We start from the raw sequence: 26776 nt of genomic DNA, 5'->3' as shown, positions 1-26776 counted from the left end.
GCTTGCGTGTTACTGATGTTCCTCGTCGTGAGGCTCCACTTTGGTGATGCGCACCAGCTCAATGCGGTACTCTGACACCTCAATGACTTCGAAGCGCAGCCGGTTAAGCTCCACCACGTCCCCCACCACCGGCATTTGGCCGTAATGGGCCAGCAGGAACCCAGCCAAGGTGGCGTAATCTGCCGTCGGGCTGACCAGATCTTCGCAGTTTAGCGCCTGCTCCAGCGAGTGCATATCGGCACCGCCTTTTACCAGCCAGCTGTCGGCTTCCACCACGATATCCGGCGTCTCATCCTCATCGGGGAACTCACCGGCAATGGCTTCCAGCACGTCCAAAGGCGTCACCAGCCCCTGCACGACGCCGAACTCATTGGTGACCACCACCAGTCGCCCCTTGGCGCGACGCAGCACTGCCAACAGATTAATCACGTCCATGGTTTCCGGCACCACGATCGGCGGTGTGCGCGCGGCAAACTCGGCGATGTCTTCGCCCCGTTCTACCGCCACCAGCAGATCCTTGGCACGCACCACGCCGATAATTTCATCCAACGAGTCACGACAAACCGGGAACAGGCTGTGTGGAGTATCCAACAGCTGTTCGCGCACCTCTTCACGGGAACGATCGCAATCCACCCATGAAATTTCGGTACGCGGCGTCATCACGCTACGCAGTGAACGCGAGGCCAGCGTCAACACGCCGCTGATCATATAGCGCTCTTCTTCCGCGAAGGTTTCATTCACCGGCAACGGTGCCGCTTCATCCGTCTGCTGCGCACGCTGTTGCCCCATCAGACGCATAATCGCCTCGGCGGTGCGTTCACGCATCGGGCGATGGGCCTGGTGCTTGATAAAGTTACGGCGCGCGATTTGGTTAAACAGCTCAATCAGGATGGAGAAGCCAATCGCAGCGTACAGATAGCCTTTCGGAATATGCATGCCAAAGCCTTCGGCGATCAGGCTCAAGCCGATCATCAACAGGAAGCTCAGACACAGCACCACAATAGTCGGGTGCGCATTCACGAAGTTAGTCAGCGGTTTGGAGGCCACCAACATCACCACCATAGCGATAACCACGGCGGTCATCATCACCGGCAGGTCGTTCACCATCCCCACGGCGGTAATCACCGCGTCGAGCGAGAACACTGCGTCAAGGATCACAATTTGCACCACCACCGCCCAGAACTTGGCGTAACCGCGGTTGGCACCATCCTGATGCGTCTGCCCTTCCAGCCGTTCGTGCAATTCCATGGTGGCCTTGAACAACAGGAAAACACCGCCGAACAGCAGGATCAGATCGCGGCCGGAGAAGCTGAAGTCCGCGACGCTAAACAGTGGCGTGGTCAGCGTAACCATCCAGGAAATCACCGACAACAGGCCCAGACGCATAAACAGCGCCAGCGACAATCCGAGGATACGCGCTTTATCACGCTGCTTCGGCGGCAGCTTATCGGCCAAAATGGCGATAAACACCAGGTTGTCGATACCCAGTACAATTTCCAACACGACAAGTGTCAGTAACCCAGCCCAAATTGAGGGGTCCATTAAAAATTCCATATCAGACTCCGAAAAAAAGACAGGATTGCCGAGCTGTGCTCAGGCGTGAGAATGCCGACGCAGGATTAGCGCTGACAACAACAGCAAGATAACGGGATTGTAGTACCGGGGAATGGCCGAGCGGCCGTGTGATGTTTGCAACGCCAGCAGGTGGCGGGTGGAACCTTGAAAAACAGTAACTTCGGTGACAGTCCATAGGGTGGGCTGAGGCCCTTCACTCCTAAATATGAAAGAGGAAATACTCTAGCAGGAAATTTTTAGCCGGCAAAGAAGCTTTTTTACCTTCTGCATTCTCTTGTAACAGCTCTGTTGTTTAATTCCTCAAACGCTGCGTTAGGACTTATCCGAGCGCTCAATAACAGAGCAACGTCACAAAATTTATTTTTTCACTCACTAAAATAAATGGCGCTAACGTGGAACAACGCGCACAGGCATTTGAAACTGCGCGAGAAATGTTAAGAGCGGGTTTCCAGATTTCTACCATAATGTATCTGAACCGCGGAAGTGACTGCCAGGAAGCAAATGAACTAAAGACCGACACAATCCGTGCACGAAGTTCAATGAGGAGGTAGCGAGTGGCAATAGCTATTATCATCGGCACACACGGGACCGCAGCGGAACAATTGCTGAAAACGACGGAGATGCTATTGGGCGAACAGGACAACGTCGCTTTTATAGATTTCGTCCCCGGAGAAAATGCCGAAACGTTAATCGAGAAATACAACGGGAAAATCAGCGGACTCGACACCAGCGGTGGCGTCCTCTTCCTGGTCGATACCTGGGGCGGCAGCCCGTTCAATGCGGCCAGCCGCATCGCCGTCGATAAAGAAAATTATGAGGTCGTCACCGGGGTTAACATTCCCATGCTGGTGGAAACCTTCATGGCACGAGACGACAACCCCAGCTTCGACGAATTGGTCGCCCTGGCGTTGGAAACCGGCCGTGAGGGCGTGAAAGCGCTGAAAAAACCGGCAGAAGAGAGTGTTAAGCCCGCGGCACCGCAGAGTTCTCCCGCCGCCAAACCCGCTGCCCCACAAGCGCCGCTGGGGCCCAATGACCATATGAAAATCGGCCTGGCCCGTATCGATGACCGCCTGATCCACGGCCAGGTAGCGACCCGCTGGACCAAGGAAACCGACGTCAGCCGCATTATCGTGGTCAGCGACGAAGTTGCCGCCGACCACGTCCGCAAAACCTTGCTGACCCAGGTTGCCCCGCCGGGCGTCACCGCACACGTGGTTGACGTAGCGAAAGCCATTCGCGTGTGGAACAACCCGAAATACGCTGGCGATCGCGTGATGTTGCTGTTTACCAATCCGACCGACGTCTGGCGCCTGGTGGAAGCCGGTGTGGATATCAAGTCGGTGAATATCGGTGGCATGGCGTTCCGCCAGGGCAAAACGCAGGTGAACAATGCCGTGTCGGTTGACGAAAAAGATATCGAAGCGTTTAAGAAATTAAACGAGCGCGGTATTGAATTGGAAGTGCGTAAAGTCTCGTCCGACAGCCGGTTAAAAATGATGGACCTGATTAACAAACTCAATTAATGGCGACAGCCAGTAATTATTTTACTCAGAGATCTTTGGTCATAGGAGAAGTGCAATGGAGATTACCACTCTTCAGATTGTACTGATATTTATCGTTGCCTGTATCGCCGGGATGGGTTCCGTTCTCGACGAGTTTCAATTTCACCGTCCGCTGGTCGCCTGTACCCTGATCGGTTTTATCCTCGGTGACATGAAAACCGGTATCATCATCGGCGGTACGCTGGAGATGATCGCCCTGGGCTGGATGAACATCGGTGCGGCGGTTGCGCCAGATGCGGCATTGGCGTCCATCATTTCCACCATTTTGGTTATTGCCGGCGGACAAAGCGTCGGTGCCGGTATCGCCCTGGCCATCCCGCTGGCGGCAGCCGGACAAGTTCTGACCATCATCGTGCGTACCCTGACCGTCGCCTTCCAGCACGCAGCGGACAGCGCGGCAGAACGCGGCAGTTTACGCGCCATCACCTGGTTGCATATTTCCGCCCTGCTGTTGCAGGCGATGCGTATCGCTATCCCAGCGGTTATCGTCGCTATCTCGGTCGGCACCTCTGGCGTTCACGCGCTGCTTAACTCGATCCCGGAAGTCGTCACCAGCGGCCTGAACATCGCCGGCGGGATGATCGTGGTGGTCGGTTACGCCATGGTGATCAACATGATGCGTGCCGGTTATCTGATGCCATTCTTCTACCTCGGCTTCGTTACCGCCGCCTTCACCAACTTTAACCTGGTCGCGCTCGGCGTTATCGGCGTGGTGATGGCCGTGCTGTATATCCAGCTCAGCCCGAAATACAACAAGTCACAAGTTGTGCAAGCCGGCCCGGCTAACGCCAACGACCTCGATAACGAACTGGACTAGGAATAGGTGAGAGAAATGGTTGATACAACAGCTCAAAAGAAACTCACGCCAGCCGATATTCGCGGTGTGTTTATGCGTTCGAACCTGTTCCAGGGTTCATGGAACTTCGAACGTATGCAGGCGCTGGGTTTTTGCTTCTCCATGGTGCCGGTGATCCGTCGCCTTTACCCGGAAAATAACGACGATCGCAAACAAGCGATTAAACGCCATCTGGAGTTCTTCAACACCCACCCTTACGTAGCGGCGCCGGTGCTTGGCGTGACCATGGCAATGGAGGAGCAACGCGCTAACGGCGCGCCGATCGACGATGCAGCAATCAACGGCATCAAGGTCGGCTTGATGGGGCCTCTGGCCGGCGTAGGCGACCCGATTTTCTGGGGGACCGTTCGTCCGGTATTCGCCGCGCTTGGTGCCGGTATCGCCATGAGCGGCAGCCTGCTGGGTCCGATTTTATTCTTCGTCCTGTTCAACCTGGTGCGCCTGTTGACCCGCTATTACGGTGTGGCCTACGGCTACCGCAAAGGGGTGGATATCGTTAACGACATGGGCGGCGGCTTCCTGCAAAAACTGACGGAAGGAGCGTCGATTCTCGGCCTGTTTGTCATGGGGGCATTGGTTAACAAGTGGACGCACGTGAATATCCCGCTGGTGGTGTCTAAAATCACCGACCAGACCGGGCATACCACGGTGACCACGGTGCAGACTATCCTCGACCAGTTGATGCCGGGCCTGGTGCCGTTACTGCTGACCTTTGGCTGTATGTGGCTGCTGCGCAGGAAAGTGAATGCGCTGTGGATCATCATCGGCTTCTTCGCCATCGGTATCTTTGGTTACTGGGTTGGCCTGCTGGGCCTGTAAGACGATTATCAGCCGGGGGGAAACCCCCGGTTTTTTTATTTGTGGAGCTAGAAGATGTCGCTGACCGATGGCGTATTACTGATTTTCACCGCGCTGATGCTGGTGTATGCGATTTACGACGAATTCGGGATGAACCTGCTGAAGGGCAAAACGCTGCTCAAGGTACAGCTAAAACGACGTAACCGGATTGATTGTCTGATCTTTGTCGGTCTGATTGCCATTCTGATTTATCGTAATGTCACGACACAGGGTGCTGCATTAACCACCTATCTGCTTATTTCTTTAGCACTGATCGCCGTCTACATATCCTATATTCGCTGGCCCAAGATGTTGTTTAAAGCGCAGGGTTTCTTTTATGCCAATGCGTTTATCGAATATAACCGCATTAAGGCCATGAATTTATCCGAGGATGGCATTCTGGTCATCGATCTGGAGCGGCGCAGACTGCTGATCCAGGTCACGCAATTAGACGATCTGGAAAAAATATATCACTTTTTTGTTGAAAATCAGTGATTAAAAATAACCTCAACAGAACCTCTGTTCTCGCCATGCGCTGAATGTGGATAATTAATCGCCAGCGCATAAGGCTACCTGATTATTATTTATGCAACATTATTGCACTCGCCTACATTATATTCCGTCTTGCATATTTTATTAATGAAAATAATTATCAATTCCAAATAAATATCCATGGGGAATAAGGGTTGTTACCAACGGAAATAATATGGTATGGTTGCGCCGTCATTGGGGAGTAGCCGGTTTCTGGACAATTAAACGCCAGAAACGCCCGTATCAACATACTCGTTTTAATCATTAAAACGTGGTGCGGGCAGCCAGGTAAGGTTGGCGAGACCATAGACACGTAACTCCGTCGTATGGTTGGGGGTGGGTTACGTGTATATGGAGCCGCCCGGCCGAGGCTATTTTACATGAACTTGTCAGCTACTCTCATTCTCGCTTTTGGCATGTCTATGGATGCGTTTGCCGCATCGATCGGCAAAGGTGCCAGCCTGCATCAGCCCCGTTTTCGTGAAGCGCTACGCACCGGACTCATCTTCGGCGTGGTTGAAGCCATTACGCCGATTATCGGTTGGGGCATCGGCCTGTTCGCCAGTCAATACATCATGGAGTGGGATCACTGGGTCGCCTTCTCGCTGCTGTTTATTCTCGGTATGCGCATGATTGTCGAAGGCGTCAGAAACCGCCCTGAAGAAGAAGAGAAAGTGAAGCGTCACGGATTCTGGCTGCTGGTGGCCACGGCTATCGCCACCAGTCTGGACGCGATGGCTATCGGCGTTGGCCTGGCGTTCCTGCAGGTAAACATTGTGCACACCGCCATGGCTATCGGCATGGCCACCATGATTATGGCGACGCTGGGCATGATGATTGGCCGCTTTATTGGGCCATTACTCGGTAAACGTGCCGAGATCCTTGGCGGCGTGGTGCTGATCGCCATCGGCGTCAATATTCTGCTGGAGCATTTGGGCTACCTCGCCTGAACCGACAGCACCCAAAGAAAACCTGCCAACGGCAGGTTTTCTTGTTTCTGCCCACCTTAGTCGGTCAGGTCATCGCTGGCCCGCACTCTGTCGGGCGGCATTAAGCATGCCGGCGGCGATAGAGCGCAATAACGAAATCTGTTTCGCAGAGGAAGGTCTCACTGGCGCTCAGGCGCTGCTGGACCTCCGGAGAGGCCCGCCAGGCAAAAGGCGTCATCTGCAGCAGATTGGCCGCCTGCTCGCCCGGCAGCGTCATCGGGTAGGCCAGCGATTCGACCCGCTCACAGTCAAAGCCTGCGAACTGCTCATTCTGTTCAGCATGCAGTTGCACCTGCTGATAAACCTGCTCTTTTAACTGATACAGATGGCGTGGACCAGGCGATACCGTCACCACGACGCCACCGGGTTTCACCACCCGGGCCAGTTCTTCCGCCTTGCAGGGCGCATAAATACGCAGAATGGCGTCTAAAGAAGCGTCGGCGAACGGCAGACGATGGCTCGACGCTACGCAGAATGACACCGCGGGATAACGCTTGGCCGCATAGCGGATCGCCACCTTGGCGACATCCAGCCCATACAGGGTCATATTGCGTTGTTGCGTCAATCGGGCAGCTACTTCCGCCGTGTAGTACCCCTCGCCGCAGCCGATATCCAGCAGCGCCTGTGCGTCGGGCGCCAGCGCCTCATCCAACAGCTCGGCTACCCGCTGCTGCAAAGGCCGATAAAAACCGCCATCCAGGAACGCGCGCCGCGCCTGCATCATTTCCGTACTGTCGCCGGGTTGCTTCGAACGCTTGTGCTGTACCGGCAGCAGGTTGACGTAGCTCTCTTTGGCGCAGTCAAACTGATGGTTAGCGTCGCAACGCCATTGCGGTGCGGAAAAATGAAGCGGCTGATGGCACAGAGGGCACTGATAAGACATGGCTTGGGTTCCAGAGAGATACGGCGCGGCTAGTCTAAAGAAGGCTTCTGTGTGATGCAAGGCGCATCCCATGGGGGCTAGCCAAGCAGGAAAAAAACTGACTACACTGACGCTAAGTTTTCTGACGCAGGTAAAGACGTTTATGACCGACTATTCCCCGCTTCTCAACCGCGTTCCCGCTATTCGACACGGTTTCGGCAACAAGAGCGCGTTGCTGCCTGGGCATCTGCAGCCCTATCGCGCCACCTTGCCGGAAAAAAAACAGGTACACGGCACGCGCATTGTCGACGTAACGCAGGCAGCACAGGCGTGCGGTGAAGCCGATGGGTTCTATACCACCCAGCCGGGCATTCTGCTCAGCGTGTTAACGGCAGACTGCCTGCCGGTGATTTTCAGCCGCCATGACGGCTCGGCCATTGCAGCCGTGCATGCCGGCTGGCGTGGGCTGCTGGATGGCGTTCTGGAGCAACTGGCGGCGCGTATCGCACAAGATGACTCAACCACCAACTGGGTCGCGTCCATCGGCCCTGCGGCCGGCCCATGCTGTTATGAGGTGAACGAAGAGCTGGTCGAACGGTTCAAACAGCAGTTGCCGCTGCCCGCCAGCTTAATCAGCCCCCACTATCGTCACCTGGATCTGGCCGCAATCGCCGAATCCAAACTTCGCGAGCTGGGGTTCGCCGCCGTGGACCATGCTGGCAGCTGCACCATCTGCACGCCTAATACCGACCCGCTGCAGCCACAGCGCTTTAAATACACCAGCTATCGGCGCAACAGTCACCGTCGCGAACAGGATCCCACCCACCCGGGCATCACCGGACGCAACCAGTACGCGGCCATTATTATCACCGGCGAATAACAGAAACGAAAAAACCCGCACCAAGGCGGGTTTTTTGTACAGCTGACGCTGATTAGATTGCAGTAACGTTTACTGCAGATGGGCCTTTCTGGCCATCTTGGATTTCGAACTCAACGTTCTGGCCTTCAGCCAGGGTTTTGAAGCCGTTACCCTGGATTGCAGAGAAGTGTACGAACACGTCTTTGCTGCCGTCAGCTGGAGTGATGAAACCGAAACCTTTAGATTCGTTGAACCACTTAACTTGACCTTTGATCTTTGCCATCTTGAGTATTTCCTTTGGATTGTTTAAACCGCCCGTAGGCGTTACATAGACAAACTAGAGTCGTTACTGCTTGAGGCACTAAGATAAGGATCGGCAGAGAAGCGGTATTCAACGCTAACGTTTTTACTCAGAACTTCTTTACTGAAAATGCCACACATATACAGAACTGTACCTCGTTTTACCCAGATGCGTTATCACATACTCTGTATTCGATGGCAAGCCATTTTTAATCACTGATGGAGCTGTCGCACATATTTGAAACGGTCGAGAGCAATATAAGCTTAAATAGGCTAAAAGATGTTGAAGCCTTAGCTATTTTCTGCTTAACACTTACACCGCGCTACACTCCGCATCCTGACTGAATTTTAACAATTCTTTCATCCGATTGACTCATGAATGTTGCAACATATAACCCCAGCCAGACGCTTAGAACGTTAAAAAATTTGAATCTTTATGGAATTTCTTATACGACATTTGAATATCGATGAACGGGCGTATTGGAGACCGGCTGATCCGACCATTGGGTTGCCATCCGGACGGCTTAACGCTGGCATAGCCCACTCTTCGGCAATCCCTCCGCCTGCAACAGCACAATAATACCAGGGTAAATTATTGCCACGCTCGCCAACTGACCATAATTCATGCAACCCAAGCCCTACCATGAAAATCAAATAGCGTGCCACTTTTGGGTGCATAAGCATGCAAAATCAGAATTTACGCACCGTGGTCGTGCATCCACAGAGAAATACATCCTCCGTTACGCCGTTAAATAACGCCAATAACCTTGAGGTCAGTGCGAACCTATAGCGAAATTAAATCTTAAAAACCGAGCGGGTATTTATGCGATCAAGAGCAATTGCGAGTTGACGTATTTATTTTATCTTTTGTCGCGCCGCTACCCTATTCAAGTCAACCGGTTAGGCCAGGTTGTGGATATTGCCGTCCGGCAAGCTGCCCACATCGCTACAACCTGCGGTGGGACTGGCTTGCGGACGGCTACGGGGGCGACGCCAGCCCCGCTTGCCACGAATTAACGCTTAAGAGTTAGGTTCAAGCAGAATGCGCTCACCAATTTTAATTGGCCGGAACCGGTGTTGCTCTATCCCGGCCGAACTCAACGCCAGTTTTAATTGCTGCGGCGGCTCATCCAATGACTCATCGGCTAATTCAAAAACACCCCAATGGATTGGAATGACCTGCGGCGCATTTAATTGCTGATACAGCGTCACCGACTGTTGCGGATCCATATGTTGTTCCTGCATGAACCAACGTGGTGCATAAGCGCCTATCGGCAACGCCGCCACGTCGAAAGGCCCTAAACGCGCGCCAATGTCCGCCAGCCGCTCCGAATAGCCGCTGTCGCCCGAAAAATAGAATCGAAGTGCCGGATGATGAATCACCCAACCGCACCATAAAGAGCGATTGCGGTCCCACAGGGTGCGCATGCTCCAGTGGCGCGCCGGCGTACTGTGAAACGTCAGGTCACCCAACTGCAGGCTATCCCACCAGTCCAGCTCCTCGACCCGTTGCAGGCGATAGCGCCGGAACCAACTTTTCAGCCCCAACGGGACGATAAAGGTCGCGTGCGGAAAACGACGCGCCAACTGCCTGATGGTGCGCCGATCGAGATGGTCATAATGGTTATGCGAGATCAATACCACGTCCACCGTCGGTAACTGCTGCACCGTCAGTGGCGTTGGGGTCTTGCGCTTTGGGCCATAAAAACTCAACGGCGATGCGCGCTGCGACAACACCGGGTCAATCAGAATGTAACGCCCTTCAAGACGCAGCAGCATTGAGGCATGCCCCAACCACCAGATACCGTTGTCACTGCCGCTGAGGTCGGCCTGCTGCCACCAGCGTTGGGTAAACTGTTGGTATCCCATTTGCGGCGGCTTGGGCAGGCCCTGCTGCTTGCGCTCATTCTGCCAGCGCTTCAAATCCCCTTCCCGGCGCAGAGTAGGCTCCGGGTTACGAAACCCTTGCGGCGTATGGTGCGCTTTGCCGGCATCATAGTAACGATTGGTTATCTTCAAGTTGCTCTCCCGACCACTGCGGACACCCTGCACGGGCAGTTTCGATAACATAACAAAATAGACGATTGGTGCGCTTTGTGAACTGTGCTCACCTCAGGGGGGACCTTTTTGCCTAATGTGGTGTCACAATCCCTGTGAGAATGCCAGGGCCGCCTAGAGCCTGTTAAGCATCTCTTAAGATCCTTGTGTTTTACTTATAGGACATTCAGAAAAGGAGAAGTTATGAGCCGTTCTACATCACGCAAATCACGTGTTCGCATGGGCCGTATCCGTAGCGCGATGCTGGCACAGATGCAGTATTGGAAAATGTATGTCGCGATGAAACTGCGCCGCGTACGCGTGCCGGCACCCCTGGTGCTGTTGTTTGGCGCGATGGTGAGTTTTTTCATGCTGGCCGTATTGATGCTTAGCGTGGTCGCTATCGATGTCATCACCACGGTATTCCTGCTGTGCAGGAAGCTGTTGGGGTTGGGCCGCTCAGCACCGGGCAATGCCTTTATGCCACGCGGCTAAATGAAAATGGGAGGCGCAAAACGCGCCTCCGTTAAACCTTAACGCCGAACGTTAGCGCCCTTGCGGCGCGTCAGCTTGAACCCTACCCACAACAGCAAGATCCACACCGGCATCAGCAACACCGAGATACGGATCCCCTCGCTGAAATACATGATGACCAGGATTAGGCTGAGGAACACCAGGCACAAATAGTTGCCGAACGGGTACCACAACGCCTTGAAGCTCGGGATCACGCCCTGACGGTTTTTCGCCGCGCGGAAGCGTAAATGCGCCAGGCAAATCATCACCCAGTTGATCACCAGCGTGGACACCACCAGCGCCATCAGCAATTCAAACGCCTTGCCGGGCATCACATAGTTGATCAGTACACCGACAGAGGTCACCAGCGCCGACAGCGCAATCGACAGCACCGGCACGCCGCGCTTGTTCACCCGCGTCAACGCCTTGGGCGCATTGCCCTGCGTAGCCAGGCCGAACAGCATGCGGCTGTTGGCATAGACGCCGCTGTTGTACACCGACAGCGCTGCCGTCAGGACCACCACGTTAAGCAGGGTCGCCACCAGGCTGCTGTCCAACGCATGGAAAATCATCACGAACGGGCTACCGCCTTCCACCACTTTGTCCCACGGATAAAGCGACAGCAGGACCGTTAGCGAACCGATATAAAAAATCAGGATGCGGTACACCACCTGATTGGTGGCCTTTGGGATGCTGCGGCGCGGATCGGCGGCTTCGGCCGCAGTGATGCCGACCATCTCCAGGCCGCCGAACGAGAACATGATCACCGCCATCGCCATCACCAGCCCGCTGATGCCGTGCGGCATAAAGCCCCCCTGCTCCCACAGGTTGTTGAGGCTGGCTTGCGGACCGCCGTTGCCGCTGGCCAGCAGCCAGGCACCAAACAGGATCATACCGACGATCGCCACCACCTTGATGATGGCAAACCAAAACTCGGTCTCGCCATACAGTCGGACATTGACCAGGTTGATCAAATTAATCAGGACAAAAAATACCGCGGCGGAAACCCAGGTTGGGATGTCCGGCCACCAGTACTGAATATAAATACCGACGGCGGTCAGTTCGGCCATGCCGACCAAAATGAACATCGCCCAGTAGTTCCAGCCGGAAAGAAAACCGGCGAAATCGCCCCAATATTTATAAGCGAAGTGGCTGAACGACCCGGCAACCGGCTCCTCGACCACCATTTCCCCCAGTTGGCGCATGATCAGGAAGGCAATGAACCCGCCGATGGCATAGCCCAGCAATACCGATGGGCCGGCCATTTTAATGGTCTGCGCAATGCCGAGAAACAGGCCGGTGCCAATAGCGCCGCCCAGGGCGATAAGTTGTATATGTCTGTTTTTTAAACCGCGTTTTAGCGGGGTATCCTGCTGCTGACCGCCCATCTTATCCTCATATGGCGTGGGAACCTGGCGCTGTTGCACAAGATTTCGCCATTCAATAAATGTATCTGCGGGCGGCTTTTTAACACTTAACCCCGTGAGCATCAAGGAGTAGCACCCCGGCGACGTCGGCCAAGGCGCTATTTTATGCTGGGATTAACGGCAGTAAGGGCAGGTTTTTAGCTGGACAGACCGCAAAGTTTGGTCAGGTTGCGGGCACCAATCATCAGCGTGGCGACGTAGGACTGGCGGCGTGTTACCACCTCTACCGCCACACGATCGTTTTGATATTTTATCAGGTAGGTTGACGGCCAGCCCTGTCGGCGCTGACCAAAGCTTTCGGCATGACGATCGATTGCCGCATGGGCAATCACCAGATGAGACAAGTTTTTATCACCTTTAATAATGCGCTTCATAAACAGGCTCCGCCAGAGACAGTTCTGTTGTCATAAAAAGGGAAAAATCATCAGTAATTCTGGTGTTTCAACGGACCATTTCGTTGGTTTGCTGGCTCAGCAGGAAGCAGATCATTGCCGCACGCAGCGGGCTGCTGCTGTCCGCCTGCCATTCGCCGCGTTGGGTGATCATACGCGCCTGCCACTGCGGGTTGTCGCCCTGGCTGTCGGCATTCAGGCTGATTTTATTGGCGCAGATAATCGGCCAGGCATCGGAGGGATTCTTGCAATAGTCTTTACCTTTCACACCGCCGTAGGGATACCATTTGTCCGGATTTTCTCCGGTGATCAGCGCAATGCTGCGGTTCACCTCGGCGTCGCTTTCTTCATACCATTTAATCATCGGCTTTATCCATCTTTCGTAGAGTTGGCGCTACATTACGATGCCAATACGACAGATTTATGACAACGCGAGGGCTTTCCACATTATCTCCACTAATGTTTTTTCGGCTTTATCTTTTCCTGGGCGCTGATTACACTTTTTCCCTGTTTTGTCGCGCAGGAATACCGGCATGTTAACTGGCCTCAACCATCTGACGCTTGCAGTCAGCGACGTCAACCGCAGCTTCGATTTTTATAGCAACCTGTTGGGTTTTGTCCCTCATGCTCGCTGGCAAACTGGCGCCTACCTGTCTCTGGGGGAGCTGTGGCTGTGTTTGTCATGGGACGACGCACGAGCCGTAAATTCAGCGAAGGATTACACCCATTACGCGTTCAGCGTGGCGCCGGCAGATTTCGCCAAGGTTGCATCGCGGCTGCGCCAGGCTGGGGTTTATGAGTGGAAAACTAACCGTAGCGAGGGGGAATCGCTGTACTTTCTTGACCCGGACGGACACCAATTGGAAATTCACGGCGGCGACCTGGCCAGTCGGTTGGCGGCGTGCCGCGCAGCGCCCTATCAGGGAATGGAGTTTTTCTAAGCGACGCGGGTGGCGTAAACTGGGGCAGGCCACCCGGCAGAAAGTTTGATTAACGCTCGGGGATAAAACCTTTGAAATCCAGCGCCGGGCTGAGATCGTCATCGTCGATTACGCTATCGCCACGCGCGCTTTGCGCCAGGCTTTTCAATAATGCAGTCTGCTGACGCTGCTGCTCGGCAATTTCCTGCAGCAGACGGACCTGTTCATTGGCACGCACACTGGCACGATTCACCAGGAACCAGACCCATAATCCCACCAACAGCGCCAGCGCCGCGAGGCCCAGCGAAAGCAGGCTATTCGAACCAAAACCTAAATCGTACATGGACAACCCTACCTACTGCTAAAAACAGGCGCACATCTTAACACTCCGGGTGCGGGCACGAACATCTTGATAGTAAATTGTTATGCACCGCTGCGCATCTCACCAGGGAATGAAACGAGTAACGGAACACACCCCCAACGCAAAGGAGCCTCCCTCATCGCAGTAGCTATCCAGCGCCAGCAGGTAAAAAAACAGACAGGCCGCAAGGAACGCCACTATCACGAGGACTTTTTTTCGCAACAAATTTAGCAGCCTCATTGTTATCTTGATAATCTGTTCGCAATGCTACCACAGCTAACTTAAACGAAGTTTAACCTGTCGTTTAGAAACCGTTTTGACGATGACTTTTCAGATTGTTACCGTTGCAGCCTGCGTCGGCGCGTGGCTATATCGCAACGACGATAAATAAACGGGAGTTATAATGAGTAAGCTGATTAAGGGGTTACTGCTACTGGCAGTGGTGTATGGCGTATTTTTGTTTTCGGGATACGGCGTATTGGTCGGCAGCAACAAGAACGTGGCTGGCCTGGGGTTGCAGTGTAAATATATGACCGCACGCAATGTGGTGATTGCTCAGTATCTGCACGGGGACAACGGCGTCATTGGCGTGGCCGACTGTCCGCTGTTCAAAAAAGTCGAAACGGTGGTGGATTGATCACCACCGCCCGAAACCGTCGCCTGGCGACGGTTTCCCCCATCAGTTGCGGGTAAACTTCATCTCAATCAGCGCAATCGCTTTTTCGATCGCCCTGCGGGTCACGGGATCGGCACCGGCAGGATGAGTGGAGAAATCGATGCTTTTCAGCTGGCTTGCCATCTTGTCACGCACCTCGGTCGGCGCGATAACGTCGATAACATCCAGAATCTGTTTGATTACCAGTTGGCAGGCAACCAGGTCGGAGGCCAATTCCTGATCGTTGCTCAGCATGTCTGACATAATTACTTTCCTTCTTGATTCAGTCGCCGCACAGAATAACATGTCACCTGGTGCTTTGCCGCCCCCAGGTTGTTTGCCGCTGAATTTCAACGTTATTGCGCATCGGGTGCCAAAATGCCCGGCCGTATTGGCCTATACTTAAGGTTTAAGCGACGCGCTTACCGGCGCATCCTTCAGCCACACCCCAACAGGAGAAAGTTATGGCAAACCACAATGTGAAATCCTGGGCAACCGTACGTGAAACCTCGGTCGAGATCGCGGAGGCAATTTTTGAGCTGGCAAAAAACGATGAGGTTCTGGCACAAAAAATCTGGGAGGAAGGCAGTGACGAAGCGTTGCAAATGGCTTTCGCCAAAACCAGTGCCGACCAGCTGTACTGGGGCGAAGAAACCGTAGAGCGAAAAAACGTCTAATCCACGCAACTCAGCAATAAAAAGCCCGGGTCACTGCTGCGCCCAGGCTTTTTCGGTTTTCGGTCAACCCCGACTTGGGGTCGTGTTGTTCCCTGAAATCACGGCTCTTCACCTCCCACACCTTCCGCATTATTCATTCTCATCACCGGCGTCACCATAAAAGCGGCAACGCCCACAATCACAACCAGAGTAATAATCACTGTCATTAACATGCGATCACCCCTTCAACGCTGAATTGTCACGGCTGACTCTGCTTTGGCGGTTATTTTTTGCGACCAGAACCACTGCGATATCAGCGGTAGCGGGCAACCTCAGATTAGCCGTTTTTCCTTCCGCCTGACAAGCTGCTTGACGATGGTTTTTCCGAATAATTTCGCCTGGGTGACGGCGGTCTTTTTGTCCATGGCGGCAAGTTGTGTATACTTCAGCGCTATGTAGATCTCACACAGACGCACTGATGATACAAGAACACCACCTCTCATTAGTCTGCGCCCTCAGTAAATGGGTCGAAACTCACCTTGGAAGAGTGATCCATCTTGAAGAGCTGGCCGAGTATTCCGGCTACTCCCTGTGGCACATGCAGAAGCTGTTCAAAGAAGCGACCGGGATTTCGCTGGGTAAGTATATTCGCGAACGCAGATTGGCCGGGGCGGTTTACCAGTTGCGCACCAGTGACGCCTCCATCTTCGACATCGCTCTGGATTTCGGTTTTGGCTCGCAATCGCATTTCACTTATATGTTCAGAAAGCGCTTCAACATCACGCCTTATGATTTCCGTCAGGATTTAAGCGTCGACCTGCATATCGCCCCGCCGCTGCACGTCATTCATCAAAAAACCGCCTGACTCTCTTTCCCGCCGCCGCTAACGGCGGGCTAATGTGCCCACAGCACCACTAAAATAGCGACCAGCGCGGGCAGCGCCTGTACACGGAGAATCTTGCGGCTCGCGGTCAGCCCACCAAACACGCCCGCCACCAGCACACCCCCAAGAAAGAACAGTTGCACCGCCGGCTCCTCACGCCAGACGCCCCAGGCTAACCCCGCCGCCAGAAAACCGTTGTATAACCCTTGATTGGCCGCCAGCACCCGCGTGGCGGCAGCAAACTCCGCGGTGGTGGCGAACACTCGCCTGCCGGTAGGCTTCTGCCATAGGAACATTTCCAGGATCAGGATATACAAATGGATCGCTGCAATAAGCAACACCACTATATTAGAAAGAATTATCATTGTTATTAGCAGGGTTAATCAGATATTGGGTTTTATAAGTATAACCTCACTGAGAATATTGCGAATATATCGACATAAAAAAACCCGCCGTAGCGGGTTTATTGCATAATCATTCAGAGTTAGCTCAGAACAACAACCAGCATGGCTGCGATAGAGATCCAGAACGCCGCCGTTGCAATAACAACATGGGATAATCTTGCACGATAGAGTACTTGGCTCATATTAACCTCACAGGCTTCTGACTAGCGGTAGATAACATCACTTCTTGAAAGTTATCTTAATCCACTGCTCCGACCATTTATTTGCGCAAGATCACTATTTACCAGATAAACTATATCGATGCGAAAACATGGAATTCCGATCACATTAATTTAACGTTAATAGAGCGAAATGAATAAAAATATCCCGTTGTTATAGCACGAAGGTATCAATCATCGCTCCAGGGCAGGCGTGGCGCGGTCATGCGGGGACCGCAATAGCCGACGACATCGGGAAAACGTGAATTCCCCTGCTCCCAATCACGCTGCGCACGGCTAATCTCTTGTTTGCTGTGGCCGACAAAATTCCACCAAATGAGAATCTCTTCGGTTAATGGCAAGCCACCGATTAATAATGCACGACTTCCTTTCTTGGCACGTAACTCGATACGGTTAAGATTTATACCTAAATAGGCGAATTCATCAGGTGAAAATTTTTCATCATTAACCTCAAATGCACCAATAAGGGGCAATAAACCTATTTCAAAATCTTTTCGCAGAGGTAATTGCAAATAACCATCAGCCTGCCATTCCAAATCCATGGCGATTAACGGTGAAAAAGTCGACACCGGAGAGCGATATTGTTCGAACTCCCCCACCAGTAAAGTGTGTTTGACCTCATCGTGCAGCCAGCACGGCAAGTCGGGATAATGATCGAAGCGCGGCGCCGTATCGGCATGTTCTGCGGGCAAGGCAATCCACAATTGTGCAGCATGCAGACGCCGTTGCTCACCGGTGGACTGTTCGGTATGCGCTATACCGCGTCCTGCGGTCATCAGATTGACCTGTCCTGGCCGTATCACCTGTTCGCTGCCCAGGCTATCCCGGTGCAGAACTTCCCCTTCAATCATCCAGGTAAAGGTTTGCAGACCGATATGCGGATGTGGGCCAACGTCCATCCCCTGCGAGGAACCGCTGAATACCGACGGGCCTGCATGGTCGAGAAAGCACCACGCGCCCAGCGTACGCCGTTCACGGGTGGGCAAGGCACGGCTTATCGGGATACCGCCAACTTCGGCGTTACGTACGGCAATACGTTGGATCTGACGGATGCCGTCAACCACAGGACAATCACGGGAAGAGGATGAATAGGTTGGGCGGGAATTGCTCATGATTAACGCCTCCAGAACGACACACGGGTTGAGTGAGTAGCTGGACGCCAGCTTATCATGAGCAAGCGACCAGAACGCAACCCGGGAGGCAGAAGGCTACGACGCCTTTATATAGCAGCCTTTGATGTCGACCTCATCGCGCGCATGCTTGAGATCGGAAAAGTAAGTCACACCAAAAAGAATCGATACCACTAACAACACGGAAACCAGTAAACCGATAACGGCCAACAGCTTGGTTTCATCGTGGAGATTGTGCTCCATTTTATCTCCTGTATTGAACGACATCACGTCAGCCATAGCGTGACTGAAAGCGTAAAAATGATCAGGGAACAGGACGCTATCGCCAGCACAATGACAGCGAATTGCGCGTCTCCCAAAGTTTCACGGTAGTTTTTATCTTGTGAGGTATTACGTTGTTGTTTCACAGAATCTATCTTAACTCATCACGCGTTAACGTTTTTGTGAAGGGTGATTGATAAAAGCCCGCCATTGCGGGTTTGTCAGATTCCGCGCCCAATGCCACTCAGACCTCAAGAGTGGCAAGACGCTATCAACTTTCCTCACCAGGGTCAACACTCCCCCAGAACTGAGATGACCAAGATTACGATGCATTCAAAAGTCTTATTAAGACAATAAAATAATTAGGCTAACTTATGCAAGTAAACATAAAAAAAGCCCGATAACAGATCGGGCCAGACAGTGTCGTGCTGCTGTGGGTATTACTGCGGAATACGCAGCACCTGCCCCGGATAAATTTTGTCCGGGCTGGACAGCATTGGCTTGTTCGCTTCGAAAATCTTGTTATACAGATTTGCGTTGCCATACACTTCTTTCGAGACCGCACTCAGGGTGTCGCCCTTCTTCACGGTATAGAAACGGCTTTCCGCGGCGGCTTGTTCAACCGCTACTTTGTCTTCCACGCCGCTGATACCTGCCACGTTACCGATGGCCACCAGGATCTTCTCTTTCAACTCCTGACTGACCGCATCCCCGGTTACTACGGCTTTACCGTCAACCACCTGCACATCAACCTTATCGATACCCGGCAAGCCGGTTTTATTGAGATGGTCCTTCAGTTTGGCGCTTTGATCTTCGGCTGTCGCATTGCCGGTCACTGTGTCCCACAGTTTCTCGCCCGCTTCTTTGACGAAGTTAAACAAACCCATATTCACTCCTTTCGATGGTTAGCATGTTGCATTGACTTAAGACTTATTAAGCTTAGCACCGCAAGAGGGATATTCAATTGGTCCAACAGTATTAAGCGGTTAGAGTAATCCGAAAGTGCCAACTTTCATTGCCAATCTGTCCTTTTATGCAGCACCTGACATGAAACAATCGCTGAAGTTACCTACAATAAGAGCATGGAAGGATTAGGAGGAAGGATATAAGAAGCGATGTACGCCTTGGTGATGTTTGTCTGTTATCTGGACGGCGGCTGCGCCGATATCGTGGTTGACGTGCTGCGTGACGAACGCCAGTGCCTGATCAGTATGAAAGAACAAAACCTGCGCCACGCCGGCTGCTTCCCATTTGAAGATTTTATCGATGGCTTTTGGCTACCCGCCAACGAATATGCGCCGATGTAAATCGCCAAAAGACTTTTATACTACTTTCCTCTGAGGAATTTCTGAATTCACCGGAAAGCCGGCATGCCGACGATGCTTTATGCCACTATTTTGCTAAATTGCCTCACCCGAACGATATGGAGATGGCGCGATGCCCGTTTCTACCTTCTCAAACGAACACTACGAAGCCCTGTTACGCGACGTCAGCCTGGTGGTCGGCGGCGCGGTCATTCAACTGATCAATCTCAACAAAAAAGTTTCCGGCAATAATATTCTGGCCCATTTGGTTAACGAGATTGAACATGAAACCAATCAGCAACGCTTTGCTACATTGCGTTCCGCCATCGAAGTGATGGGGCAAGCCCCCAAAGGTTAACAACCCAATAAAAAAGGCAGAGCTTTCGCTCTGCCTGATTACCGTTTTATCCCGACACAGGAAGAAGGTAATGGTGTTGAAACTTAGAAACGATAGGTCAGGTTCACTGCCACGACGTCGTCGGTGCTCAGCTTCAGTTTGTTATCGTCGTTCAACTGGTTGATTTTGTAGTCAACGTAGGTGTACATGTTTTTGTTGAAGTAGTAAGTCGCCCCCACTTCCACGTATTTCACCAGATCAACATCGCCAATCCCTTCGATATCCTTGCCTTTAGACTGCACGTAGGCCAGAGAAGGACGCAGACCGTTTTCGAACTGGTACTGGGCCACAACTTCGAAGTTCTGCGTTTTGTTGGCGAAGCCAGATACGCCGTTGCCGCTGATTGGCGTCATGTTGCGCGTATCGGCGTACATGGCAGCCAGGTAAACCTGGTTGGCGTCGTATTTAATCGCTGTGGTCCAGGCCGTTGCGCTGTCGCCTTTACCGTAAACAGATTTTTTCTGATCGCTGGTGCGGTTGGAATCCGAGAATGCCGCCGCTACGCCGATACCGGAGCCGCCGATGTCCTGGTAATCCAGGGACATGCCGTAGCCGTCGCCGTTTTGTTTGGTCACACCGCGGCTGTCGCTGTCGTTTTTGCCCTGGTACTGCAACGCCAGGTTCAGGCCTTCCACCAAGCCGAAGAAGTCGCGGTTACGGTAGGTAGCCAGGCCGTTGGAGCGCGCGGTCATAAAGTTGTCGGTGTAGCTGTAGGAGTCGCCGCCGTATTCCGGCAGCATGTCGGTATAGGCTTCTGCGTCGTACACCACGCCGTAGTTACGGCCGTAGTCGAATGAACCGTAGTTGGCGAACTTCAGGCCAGCAAAGCCCAGACGGGTTTTGGTGCCGGCAGTGCCCTGCGCTTCATCGTGGTTGGCCTGGACGTTGTATTCCCACTGGCCGTAACCGGTCAGTTGGTCATTGATTTGCGTTTCGCCTTTAAAACCGAAGCGGACATAAGTCTTGTCGCCATCTTCGGATTTGTCATCGCTGAAAACATGTTTGGCTGCTACGCGACCGTACAGGTCGAGTTTATTGCCATCTTTATTATAAATTTCTGCCGCGTTGGCAAAGGAGGTCATTGCCCCTAAGGCAATAGCTAAGGCTAATACACTGCGTTTCATCATTTATTTTCCTAGATATTATAATTTTAATTTCTGCCCATCACGCCCAATTTATGGTTTGGGCTGTGATCTTTATCATTTAGTGTTTTATGAGCGCCTCTAATTAAGAAGCCATGTGACATTAGCATCATGAATCCAAACTTAAAATAAAAAAGTTCATAAAACACCGTGGATAAAGCATGTTTATGTGTAACAAAATATTACAACAAAGAAGTCAATCAACTCATTGATTCATATTGATATTTATTACATATCTTATAACCAATTTGGTGCAACGCACCATAAAGGTGCAATTTGGTTTCCTTTTGTATGCTTTCCATTCGATTCATAAATACCATGAATCTTAGCATGGTTACTAATAACGTTACTTATTTCACATTTTTATCTGAGTAAAGTCATTGCGGTGATTTAGTGTGTTTCGCCACGTTTTAAGCAAGTCTTTTACCGCTTCGAATAATTAAATCGATTCAAACCATCAAAAAATGACGGCAAAAATAAATTCAACATAAAATATAAGTTTCGATAGAGAGACTATAAAGAAGGGGAAGTAACGGGAATTATCAGCAGGATATACCACCGTTATTTAAGGTTGCAGCCGACATCGCTACAACCTTAAATACTGTAAGTATAAAACCGTATTCGAAACTGACAGGTTAATACAGCGTGCTGCGCGGCGCTTCAATCAGCACCATACCGGCGCGCAATCCAAGTGCGACCTGGGGATTAGGGAACAAAATCCATTCTCTGGCATGCTGAACCCGGTACTCCTCCCCCGGTTGTTCACACAGTAACGTCCCCTGCTCCAGCTCGGTAAAATTGGCGGTATCATCACTGAGATGCAGTTTGAACGCTTCGCTACGTTTGATCAGCGATCGCTCAACGCGGAACACCCGCAGAGCCTCTCCCATTCGCTGCGGCAAGGCTTCGCCACTGACTGCCGCCTGCAGTGCACGGTTAATGGCGGCAAATTGCTGTAAATCATTGCTACCAAACGGCCGCGCCTTGCCCAGTTCCAGCGTACAGCTGGCGGCGCCGGCATGCTCACTGGTGAAATTACTGAAGGTGCCGCCCGGCGCACTGTGGATCACCAACGCATCCAAATCGGCCGCGTCCAGCAATGCCAGCATCTCGGCACTGTAAGGCCGGGTCTGGAAAGGAAGAATCCCGAAGCGCGGCAGGCGCGAGTCTCGGATAGCCGTATGCAGATCATAATGGAAACGTGTCGCTTGCTCACCGTCGAAAAACGCGGCGACGGCCTGCTCCAGTTGCTGCGCCCGCACGGTTTCGTCGCTGTGGCTGAAATCGCGATAGCGGCCGCCAAACATCCGGTTCATGTCGCTGTGCAGGTACCGTTTATTGGCGCGCATTGACGGTGGATTGCCCAATATCACCAGCAGCCGAACCACCAAAGTTCGCTTGCCGCCAAGCAGATCCTTGACCAGTTGATTGAGCAGCTCAATCGGCGCCGTTTCATTGCCGTGGATCCCCGCCGACAGCACCACCGCCTGCCGATATCCCCGGCGCGGTGTGATTTCCAGCAGGCCTTCCCCCAGCCAACGCCAGTGTAAATCCGCATTTTCGCCCCGTTGCTCTTCGGGCGTATGCCCTTCCAGCGTCAGAGCCAACAAATCAAACATGATGACATCGCCTATTGTTGGAAAGGATAAACCGATCCCAGCCCGAGGATGGTCGTCAGGGTATCCAGCGCATCGCGCCCTTCGCGCAGCAATTGCGGATCAGCCAAATCGTTCTGCGTCAGACGATCTCGGTAATAGCGGTCAACCCAGTCATTGAGCGTAACGAACAGCGTATCGTTCATCATCACGCGCGGATTGACTGCCCGCAATTCCTGCTCGTTCAGCGCCACACGTAATCGCAGGCAGGCAGGCCCACCGCCATTGCGCATACTTTCACGCAGATCGAACACCTTGATTTCATCAATTGGTCCGCCACTGGCCACCATCTCGCTCAGATAGCCCCACACGCCGCGATGCTGACGCGACTCTTCCGGCACCACAATCATCATCTTGCCGTTAGGCTTGGTCAGAATTTGGCTGTTGAACAGATAGGTCGCGACCGCATCCGCCACGGAAACCCGCTCCGTCGGCACCTCAATCGCCACCAGTTCACTGTCCAGCGACGCCATTTTGCGACGCACTTCATCCAGCGCCTGCTGCTGCTGATAAAACGCCTGCTGATGGTGGAACAATACATTCTGGTTACTGACGGCGATAACGTCGTTGTGGAATACGCCCTGATCGATCACCGCCGGATTCTGTTGCACAAACACCGTATGTTGCTCATCCAACTGGTGCAGACGGGCAATCGCCTCCCCGGCCTCGCGCGTCTGGCGTGCCGGATAGCGAGTTGGGGCGATTTCTCCGCCAAACTCCTGTCGGCCGTAGACGAACATCTGCACGCTACGCTTGCCATAATCGCCGCCCAGTCGGTTGTGGTTGGCCGCGCCTTCGTCACCAAACAGCGCCACCTGCGGCAAAGCCTCATGGTGGGCGAAATGGCGTGGATCGTTGAAAATCGCCCGCAGCACGCCGGTGGTGGTCTCGGCCTCAATCGCGCGATGGAATTTGTTGTTCAGATTGGCCGCGGTGAAATGCACTTTGCCATCCGCGCTGTCCGCCGAAGGTGAAACCGTGGCCGCATTGGCGGTCCACATGCAAGAAGCCGAGCTGAGCGCAGACAGCAGGCGCGGAGACTGCTTCATCGCCTGCGCCAAGACCGTTTCGTCGCTGCCGCTGAAACCCAACTTGCGCAGCATCGGCAGGTGCGGCCGTTCCTGCGGCGGCAATACCCCCTGCTGAAAGCCGAGATCCGCCAGCGCCTTCATCTTCAGCAGACCCTGTTTGGCCGCCAGTTTCGGATTCGACACGCTGTTTTGATGCTGGGTCGAGGCCTCATTGCCAAATGACAACCCGGCATAGTGATGCGTCAGGCCCACCAGACCATCGAAATTGACTTCATATCCTGACATGCTTTTCTCCTGGGCCCAGCAAGCTCGGCCCTACTCAAAACATACCCTATGAATTTCAAGTTGCAGCCAGGCGAGCAGTTTGCTCATCCCCAGTTATTGTAGGGGCGCTACATGCTGTGCCCGCGTTAAACGGGGCGAACTTATTCGCCCCGCTGCGGCTTGAAAGGCGACGGGTAAAATTTAATTAAACGACAGCCCCGGCGACAAACTGGCTGGCAGCGTCAGGCTTTCGCTTTCCAATGACGCCATTGGCCAGGCGCAATAATCTGCCGCGTAATAGGCGCTCGGACGGTGGTTGCCGGACGCCCCGACACCGCCGAAAGGTGCCGCACTGGAAGCCCCGGTTAAAGGTTTGTTCCAGTTGACGATACCGGCACGCGCTTCCAGCAGCAGATGATCAAACTGCTCACGCTGCGGCGAGACCAGCCCAACCGACAGGCCATAACGCGTTTGGTTGGCGATACGCAGCGCCTCATCAAAGTCGTTATAGCGAATGATGGTGGTCAGCGGGCCGAAGTACTCTTCGTCCGGTACGTCACGTACCCCGGTCACGTCAATAATGCCTGGGCTGAGCAGCGCGCTGCCGCTTTCCAGACGCTGCATGGTCAGCAGAGCTTTGCCGCCCAGCGCCAGCAGGTGATGTTGTGCCGCCAGCATTTTTTCCGCCGCCGCCGAAGAGATCACGCCGCCCATAAACGGCTGCGGTTCAGCGTCCCAACGCCCGACACGCAGCGCACTCGCCACCTGCACCAAACGCTCGATAAAAGCGTCGCCCTCACTGCCGCGTTTCACCAGAATGCGGCGCGAGCAGGTGCAGCGCTGGCCGGCGGAAATAAACGCCGACTGAATCGCCAGGTTAACCGTCGCATCGCGATCCTCGATCTGATCGATAATCAGCGCGTTGTTGCCGCCCATTTCCAGCGCCAGGATTTTTTCTGGCTGCCCGGCCAACTGGCGATGCAGGTGGTAACCGGTACCCGCGCTGCCAGTGAACAGCAGGCCGTCGATATCCGCACTGGCGGCCAGCGCCTCACCGGTTTCACGCCCGCCCTGCACCAGATTGAGAACCCCATCGGGCAGCCCGGCCTGTTGCCACAGCTTCAGGGTTTCTTCGGCAGTTTGCGGCGTCAGTTCACTCGGCTTGAACACCACGGTGTTGCCCGCCAGCAGCGCCGGCACGATGTGGCCATTCGGCAAATGTCCGGGGAAGTTATAAGGGCCGAACACCGCCAGTACGCCGTGCGGGCGGTGGCGCAGCACCGAAGCGCCGTCCGCCATCGCAGTCTGGCTTACGCCGGTACGCGCCTGGTAGGCCTGCAATGAAATCGCCACTTTGCCGATCATCGCCTGCACTTCGGTCAGGGTTTCCCAACGCGGTTTACTGGTTTCACGGCTGATCACCGCCGCCAACGAAGACTTGTGCTCTTCCAACAAAGCGGCAAAACGCTTCACCAACTGTTCGCGTTGTTCGAACGGAGTACGTGCCCAGGCCGGAAAAGCGGCGCGGGCAGCTTCACAGGCGGCAGCAACATCGCTGCCGTCGGCGGCGTTGGCCTGCCACAGCGGTTGGTTATCAACCGGATCGGTTTTGCTGAACGCAGCGCCATGGCCTTGCTGCCAGGCACCATTAATAAAGAGTGCAGGATGTGACATTACGCTTTCTCCTGTGCAATAAGGGGGATGACCCGCACCGGGCTGCCTTGTTCAACGCCCAGCGCCTCGGCGGTAGCAGCATTGAGATGCAGACGGTCGTCATACAGATCGGCATTGACCAGCAGTGCGCGGTAATTCTCATAATGATCGTTGGCCACCAAAAGAGCCGGCGCATCGGCGCGCATCGGGGTCTCATCCAGTACCACTTTCACCAGACGGCTTTGTTTGACCGCGCGGATCTGATCGATTTCCGCTTCCAGCGTTGGGCCACCGTCAAAAATATCGACGTAACCCTGATAACGCAGCCCTTCGGACTCCAGTACCCGACGTGCAGGTACGGTCTGCGGGTGCACTTCGCCTATTACTTTTTGCGCGTCTTCGGCCAGGAAATCGACATACAGCGGGTGTTTCGGCATCAGTTCGGCGATAAACGCTTTCTGGCCGGTGCCGCTCAGGTAGTCCGCCTTGGCGAACTCGATGGAAAAGAAATGGTTCCCGACGCTCTCCCAGAACGGCGAACGGCCCTCTTCATCAGAGAAACCGCGCATTTCGGCAATCAGCCGGGCGGAGAAACGCTCACGGAAAGCGGCGATAAACAGGAAACGCACCTTCGACAACAGCTTGCCGTTTTCACCGTGACGATAGTCCGGATCGAGGAACAGCGTGCACAGTTCGGAATGGCCGGTGTGATCGTTACTGAGGAACAGCGTCGGCACCGATTTATACACGTTCAACTGTTTGGATGCATGCACCTGCGTGCCGACGCGGAAGCTGTACCAGGGTTCAGTCAGCCCGACGGCCACTTCAATCGCGCAAACCCCTACCGCCTGCTGGCGCTCGCTGTCTTCCAGCACAAACAGATAACACTGGTCACCACGCGGAAGTTCGCCTTGCCAGGTTTTTAACGCCCGCTCAATGCGTGCCGACAAGGTATCTTCATCTTGTGGCAGGGAAGTGAGACCGATGCCGGACTTACCGGCTAGCGTCAGTAAGTCAGCCAAATCGCGACGCTCTATAGGGCGAATAATCATCATAATGCGAACCTCGTCTGAATCAGGCTGCGCCGGTAAGGGCGCAG

The 26776-nt window shown here is 53.6% G+C and carries 33 protein-coding genes and 1 riboswitch; of the genes, 13 read left to right on the top strand and 20 right to left on the bottom strand.

Annotation, left to right across the window (positions count from 1 at the left end; genetic code table 11):
- Window positions 1-9: 9 nt before the first annotated feature.
- Window positions 10-1554 carry a TerC family protein gene (locus AC1RKG_RS10510; protein ID WP_046373328.1) on the bottom strand — a complete coding sequence of 515 codons (1545 nt, stop codon included), beginning with the start codon at window positions 1552-1554 and terminating at the stop codon, window positions 10-12.
- 575 nt (window positions 1555-2129) lie between these two features.
- Here AC1RKG_RS10510 and manX point away from each other — a divergent pair.
- The 5 genes from manX (at window position 2130) to mntP (ending at window position 6314) form a co-directional block, all read left to right on the top strand.
- Window positions 2130-3101 carry a PTS mannose transporter subunit IIAB gene (manX, locus tag AC1RKG_RS10505; protein WP_046373327.1) on the top strand — a complete coding sequence of 324 codons (972 nt, stop codon included), beginning with the start codon at window positions 2130-2132 and terminating at the stop codon, window positions 3099-3101.
- A 55-nt stretch (window positions 3102-3156) separates the two neighbouring features.
- Window positions 3157-3957, top strand: a complete 801-nt coding sequence (locus tag AC1RKG_RS10500; RefSeq protein WP_017893113.1) for a PTS mannose/fructose/sorbose transporter subunit IIC — start codon at window positions 3157-3159, stop codon at window positions 3955-3957.
- Window positions 3958-3972: 15 nt separating this feature from the next.
- A complete protein-coding gene (locus AC1RKG_RS10495; RefSeq protein WP_012145539.1) occupies window positions 3973-4815 on the top strand; it encodes a PTS mannose transporter subunit IID in 843 nt (280 codons plus the stop codon).
- A gap of 54 nt (window positions 4816-4869) precedes the next feature.
- Window positions 4870-5328, top strand: coding sequence for a DUF986 family protein (locus tag AC1RKG_RS10490; RefSeq protein ID WP_020827301.1), 459 nt, complete (start codon window positions 4870-4872; stop codon window positions 5326-5328).
- Window positions 5329-5549: 221 nt separating this feature from the next.
- A riboswitch (yybP-ykoY riboswitch) is annotated at window positions 5550-5733 on the top strand.
- An 11-nt stretch (window positions 5734-5744) separates the two neighbouring features.
- Window positions 5745-6314, top strand: coding sequence for a manganese efflux pump MntP (mntP, locus tag AC1RKG_RS10485; protein WP_041414651.1), 570 nt, complete (start codon window positions 5745-5747; stop codon window positions 6312-6314).
- A 100-nt stretch (window positions 6315-6414) separates the two neighbouring features.
- On the opposite strand, the gene rlmA is transcribed toward mntP, so the two are convergent.
- A complete protein-coding gene (gene rlmA, locus AC1RKG_RS10480) occupies window positions 6415-7236 on the bottom strand; it encodes a 23S rRNA (guanine(745)-N(1))-methyltransferase (RefSeq protein ID WP_493182957.1) in 822 nt (273 codons plus the stop codon).
- Window positions 7237-7378: 142 nt separating this feature from the next.
- Here rlmA and pgeF point away from each other — a divergent pair, with 142 nt between their 5' ends.
- Window positions 7379-8095 (top strand): peptidoglycan editing factor PgeF, encoded by a 717-nt coding sequence (gene pgeF / locus AC1RKG_RS10475; protein ID WP_046373325.1) that lies wholly within the window; start codon window positions 7379-7381, stop codon window positions 8093-8095.
- Between the two features lie 52 nt (window positions 8096-8147).
- On the opposite strand, the gene cspE is transcribed toward pgeF, so the two are convergent.
- From cspE to AC1RKG_RS10460, 3 genes are all read right to left on the bottom strand, one after another.
- Window positions 8148-8357 carry a transcription antiterminator/RNA stability regulator CspE gene (gene cspE, locus AC1RKG_RS10470; protein ID WP_002221949.1) on the bottom strand — a complete coding sequence of 70 codons (210 nt, stop codon included), beginning with the start codon at window positions 8355-8357 and terminating at the stop codon, window positions 8148-8150.
- Between the two features lie 41 nt (window positions 8358-8398).
- Window positions 8399-8515 (bottom strand): DUF2627 domain-containing protein, encoded by a 117-nt coding sequence (locus AC1RKG_RS10465; protein ID WP_071593021.1) that lies wholly within the window; start codon window positions 8513-8515, stop codon window positions 8399-8401.
- Window positions 8516-9394: 879 nt separating this feature from the next.
- Window positions 9395-10393 carry an MBL fold metallo-hydrolase gene (locus AC1RKG_RS10460; RefSeq protein WP_122079636.1) on the bottom strand — a complete coding sequence of 333 codons (999 nt, stop codon included), beginning with the start codon at window positions 10391-10393 and terminating at the stop codon, window positions 9395-9397.
- Between the two features lie 222 nt (window positions 10394-10615).
- On the opposite strand from AC1RKG_RS10460, the gene AC1RKG_RS10455 reads away from it, so the two are divergent.
- Window positions 10616-10906 (top strand): hypothetical protein, encoded by a 291-nt coding sequence (locus AC1RKG_RS10455; protein WP_020827306.1) that lies wholly within the window; start codon window positions 10616-10618, stop codon window positions 10904-10906.
- Between the two features lie 38 nt (window positions 10907-10944).
- On the opposite strand, the gene AC1RKG_RS10450 is transcribed toward AC1RKG_RS10455, so the two are convergent.
- From AC1RKG_RS10450 to AC1RKG_RS10440, 3 genes are all read right to left on the bottom strand, one after another.
- Window positions 10945-12312, bottom strand: a complete 1368-nt coding sequence (locus AC1RKG_RS10450) for an amino acid permease (RefSeq protein WP_048760154.1) — start codon at window positions 12310-12312, stop codon at window positions 10945-10947.
- Window positions 12313-12488: 176 nt separating this feature from the next.
- Complete coding sequence (locus AC1RKG_RS10445; protein ID WP_020827308.1) at window positions 12489-12725, bottom strand: DUF4060 family protein; 237 nt, start codon at window positions 12723-12725, stop codon at window positions 12489-12491.
- A 67-nt stretch (window positions 12726-12792) separates the two neighbouring features.
- Window positions 12793-13107: a phage protein NinX family protein gene (locus AC1RKG_RS10440; protein WP_020827309.1), complete on the bottom strand. Its 315-nt coding sequence runs from the start codon at window positions 13105-13107 to the stop codon at window positions 12793-12795.
- Window positions 13108-13276: 169 nt separating this feature from the next.
- Between AC1RKG_RS10440 and fos the strand changes: the two genes are divergently transcribed.
- Window positions 13277-13684 carry a fosfomycin resistance glutathione transferase gene (gene fos / locus AC1RKG_RS10435; protein ID WP_122079637.1) on the top strand — a complete coding sequence of 136 codons (408 nt, stop codon included), beginning with the start codon at window positions 13277-13279 and terminating at the stop codon, window positions 13682-13684.
- A gap of 49 nt (window positions 13685-13733) precedes the next feature.
- Here fos and AC1RKG_RS10430 read toward each other — a convergent pair whose 3' ends face one another.
- The gene (locus AC1RKG_RS10430; protein ID WP_128864725.1) at window positions 13734-14006 is read right to left on the bottom strand and encodes a YebO family protein; all 273 of its coding nucleotides are present in this window, start codon (window positions 14004-14006) and stop codon (window positions 13734-13736) included.
- Between the two features lie 99 nt (window positions 14007-14105).
- On the bottom strand, window positions 14106-14249 hold the full coding sequence (mgrB, locus tag AC1RKG_RS10425) for a PhoP/PhoQ regulatory lipoprotein MgrB (RefSeq protein ID WP_461545429.1): 144 nt from the start codon (window positions 14247-14249) through the stop codon (window positions 14106-14108).
- 178 nt (window positions 14250-14427) lie between these two features.
- Between mgrB and AC1RKG_RS10420 the strand changes: the two genes are divergently transcribed.
- Entirely contained in the window at window positions 14428-14661 is a 234-nt protein-coding gene (locus AC1RKG_RS10420; protein ID WP_020827312.1) for a YobH family protein, read from the top strand.
- A gap of 42 nt (window positions 14662-14703) precedes the next feature.
- Here AC1RKG_RS10420 and AC1RKG_RS10415 read toward each other — a convergent pair whose 3' ends face one another.
- Window positions 14704-14943 (bottom strand): DUF2766 family protein, encoded by a 240-nt coding sequence (locus AC1RKG_RS10415; RefSeq protein ID WP_004945684.1) that lies wholly within the window; start codon window positions 14941-14943, stop codon window positions 14704-14706.
- A 200-nt stretch (window positions 14944-15143) separates the two neighbouring features.
- Here AC1RKG_RS10415 and AC1RKG_RS10410 point away from each other — a divergent pair, with 200 nt between their 5' ends.
- The gene (locus tag AC1RKG_RS10410) at window positions 15144-15356 is read left to right on the top strand and encodes a YccJ family protein (RefSeq protein ID WP_012145555.1); all 213 of its coding nucleotides are present in this window, start codon (window positions 15144-15146) and stop codon (window positions 15354-15356) included.
- Window positions 15357-15813: 457 nt separating this feature from the next.
- Window positions 15814-16200 (top strand): helix-turn-helix domain-containing protein, encoded by a 387-nt coding sequence (locus AC1RKG_RS10405; RefSeq protein WP_041414657.1) that lies wholly within the window; start codon window positions 15814-15816, stop codon window positions 16198-16200.
- Between the two features lie 29 nt (window positions 16201-16229).
- Here the strand turns inward: AC1RKG_RS10405 and AC1RKG_RS10400 are convergent, their stop codons facing one another.
- From AC1RKG_RS10400 to lysM, 4 genes are all read right to left on the bottom strand, one after another.
- Window positions 16230-16583 (bottom strand): DUF1304 domain-containing protein, encoded by a 354-nt coding sequence (locus AC1RKG_RS10400; protein ID WP_493182954.1) that lies wholly within the window; start codon window positions 16581-16583, stop codon window positions 16230-16232.
- Between the two features lie 427 nt (window positions 16584-17010).
- Complete coding sequence (locus AC1RKG_RS10395) at window positions 17011-17952, bottom strand: pirin family protein (protein WP_142815072.1); 942 nt, start codon at window positions 17950-17952, stop codon at window positions 17011-17013.
- 96 nt (window positions 17953-18048) lie between these two features.
- Window positions 18049-18213, bottom strand: a complete 165-nt coding sequence (locus tag AC1RKG_RS10390; protein ID WP_020827317.1) for a hypothetical protein — start codon at window positions 18211-18213, stop codon at window positions 18049-18051.
- Window positions 18214-18671: 458 nt separating this feature from the next.
- Window positions 18672-19118, bottom strand: a complete 447-nt coding sequence (lysM, locus tag AC1RKG_RS10385) for a peptidoglycan-binding protein LysM (RefSeq protein WP_020827318.1) — start codon at window positions 19116-19118, stop codon at window positions 18672-18674.
- 228 nt (window positions 19119-19346) lie between these two features.
- Here lysM and AC1RKG_RS10380 point away from each other — a divergent pair, with 228 nt between their 5' ends.
- Together AC1RKG_RS10380 and AC1RKG_RS10375 are read left to right on the top strand one after the other, a co-directional pair.
- Window positions 19347-19538 carry a YdfD/YebW family protein gene (locus tag AC1RKG_RS10380; RefSeq protein WP_012145560.1) on the top strand — a complete coding sequence of 64 codons (192 nt, stop codon included), beginning with the start codon at window positions 19347-19349 and terminating at the stop codon, window positions 19536-19538.
- Window positions 19539-19668: 130 nt separating this feature from the next.
- Entirely contained in the window at window positions 19669-19893 is a 225-nt protein-coding gene (locus tag AC1RKG_RS10375; protein WP_020827319.1) for a biofilm development regulator YmgB/AriR family protein, read from the top strand.
- A gap of 83 nt (window positions 19894-19976) precedes the next feature.
- Here the strand turns inward: AC1RKG_RS10375 and ompC are convergent, their stop codons facing one another.
- The 5 genes from ompC to astA form a co-directional block, all read right to left on the bottom strand.
- Window positions 19977-21059, bottom strand: coding sequence for a porin OmpC (gene ompC / locus AC1RKG_RS10370; RefSeq protein WP_046373317.1), 1083 nt, complete (start codon window positions 21057-21059; stop codon window positions 19977-19979).
- A gap of 650 nt (window positions 21060-21709) precedes the next feature.
- On the bottom strand, window positions 21710-22693 hold the full coding sequence (gene astE, locus AC1RKG_RS10365) for a succinylglutamate desuccinylase (protein ID WP_493182949.1): 984 nt from the start codon (window positions 22691-22693) through the stop codon (window positions 21710-21712).
- 11 nt (window positions 22694-22704) lie between these two features.
- On the bottom strand, window positions 22705-24045 hold the full coding sequence (astB, locus tag AC1RKG_RS10360) for an N-succinylarginine dihydrolase (protein ID WP_020827404.1): 1341 nt from the start codon (window positions 24043-24045) through the stop codon (window positions 22705-22707).
- 180 nt (window positions 24046-24225) lie between these two features.
- Window positions 24226-25698, bottom strand: a complete 1473-nt coding sequence (gene astD / locus AC1RKG_RS10355; RefSeq protein ID WP_044551955.1) for a succinylglutamate-semialdehyde dehydrogenase — start codon at window positions 25696-25698, stop codon at window positions 24226-24228.
- Entirely contained in the window at window positions 25698-26732 is a 1035-nt protein-coding gene (astA, locus tag AC1RKG_RS10350) for an arginine N-succinyltransferase (protein ID WP_020827406.1), read from the bottom strand. The genes astD and astA overlap by 1 nt, the downstream gene beginning before the upstream one ends.
- Window positions 26733-26776 lie beyond the last annotated feature (44 nt).

The sequence above is a fragment of the Serratia sp. GW822-FHT06D09 genome (assembly GCF_058799515.1).
Note: the sequence above shows the minus strand (reverse complement) of the source record. Positions and strands in the feature narration are given on the sequence as shown.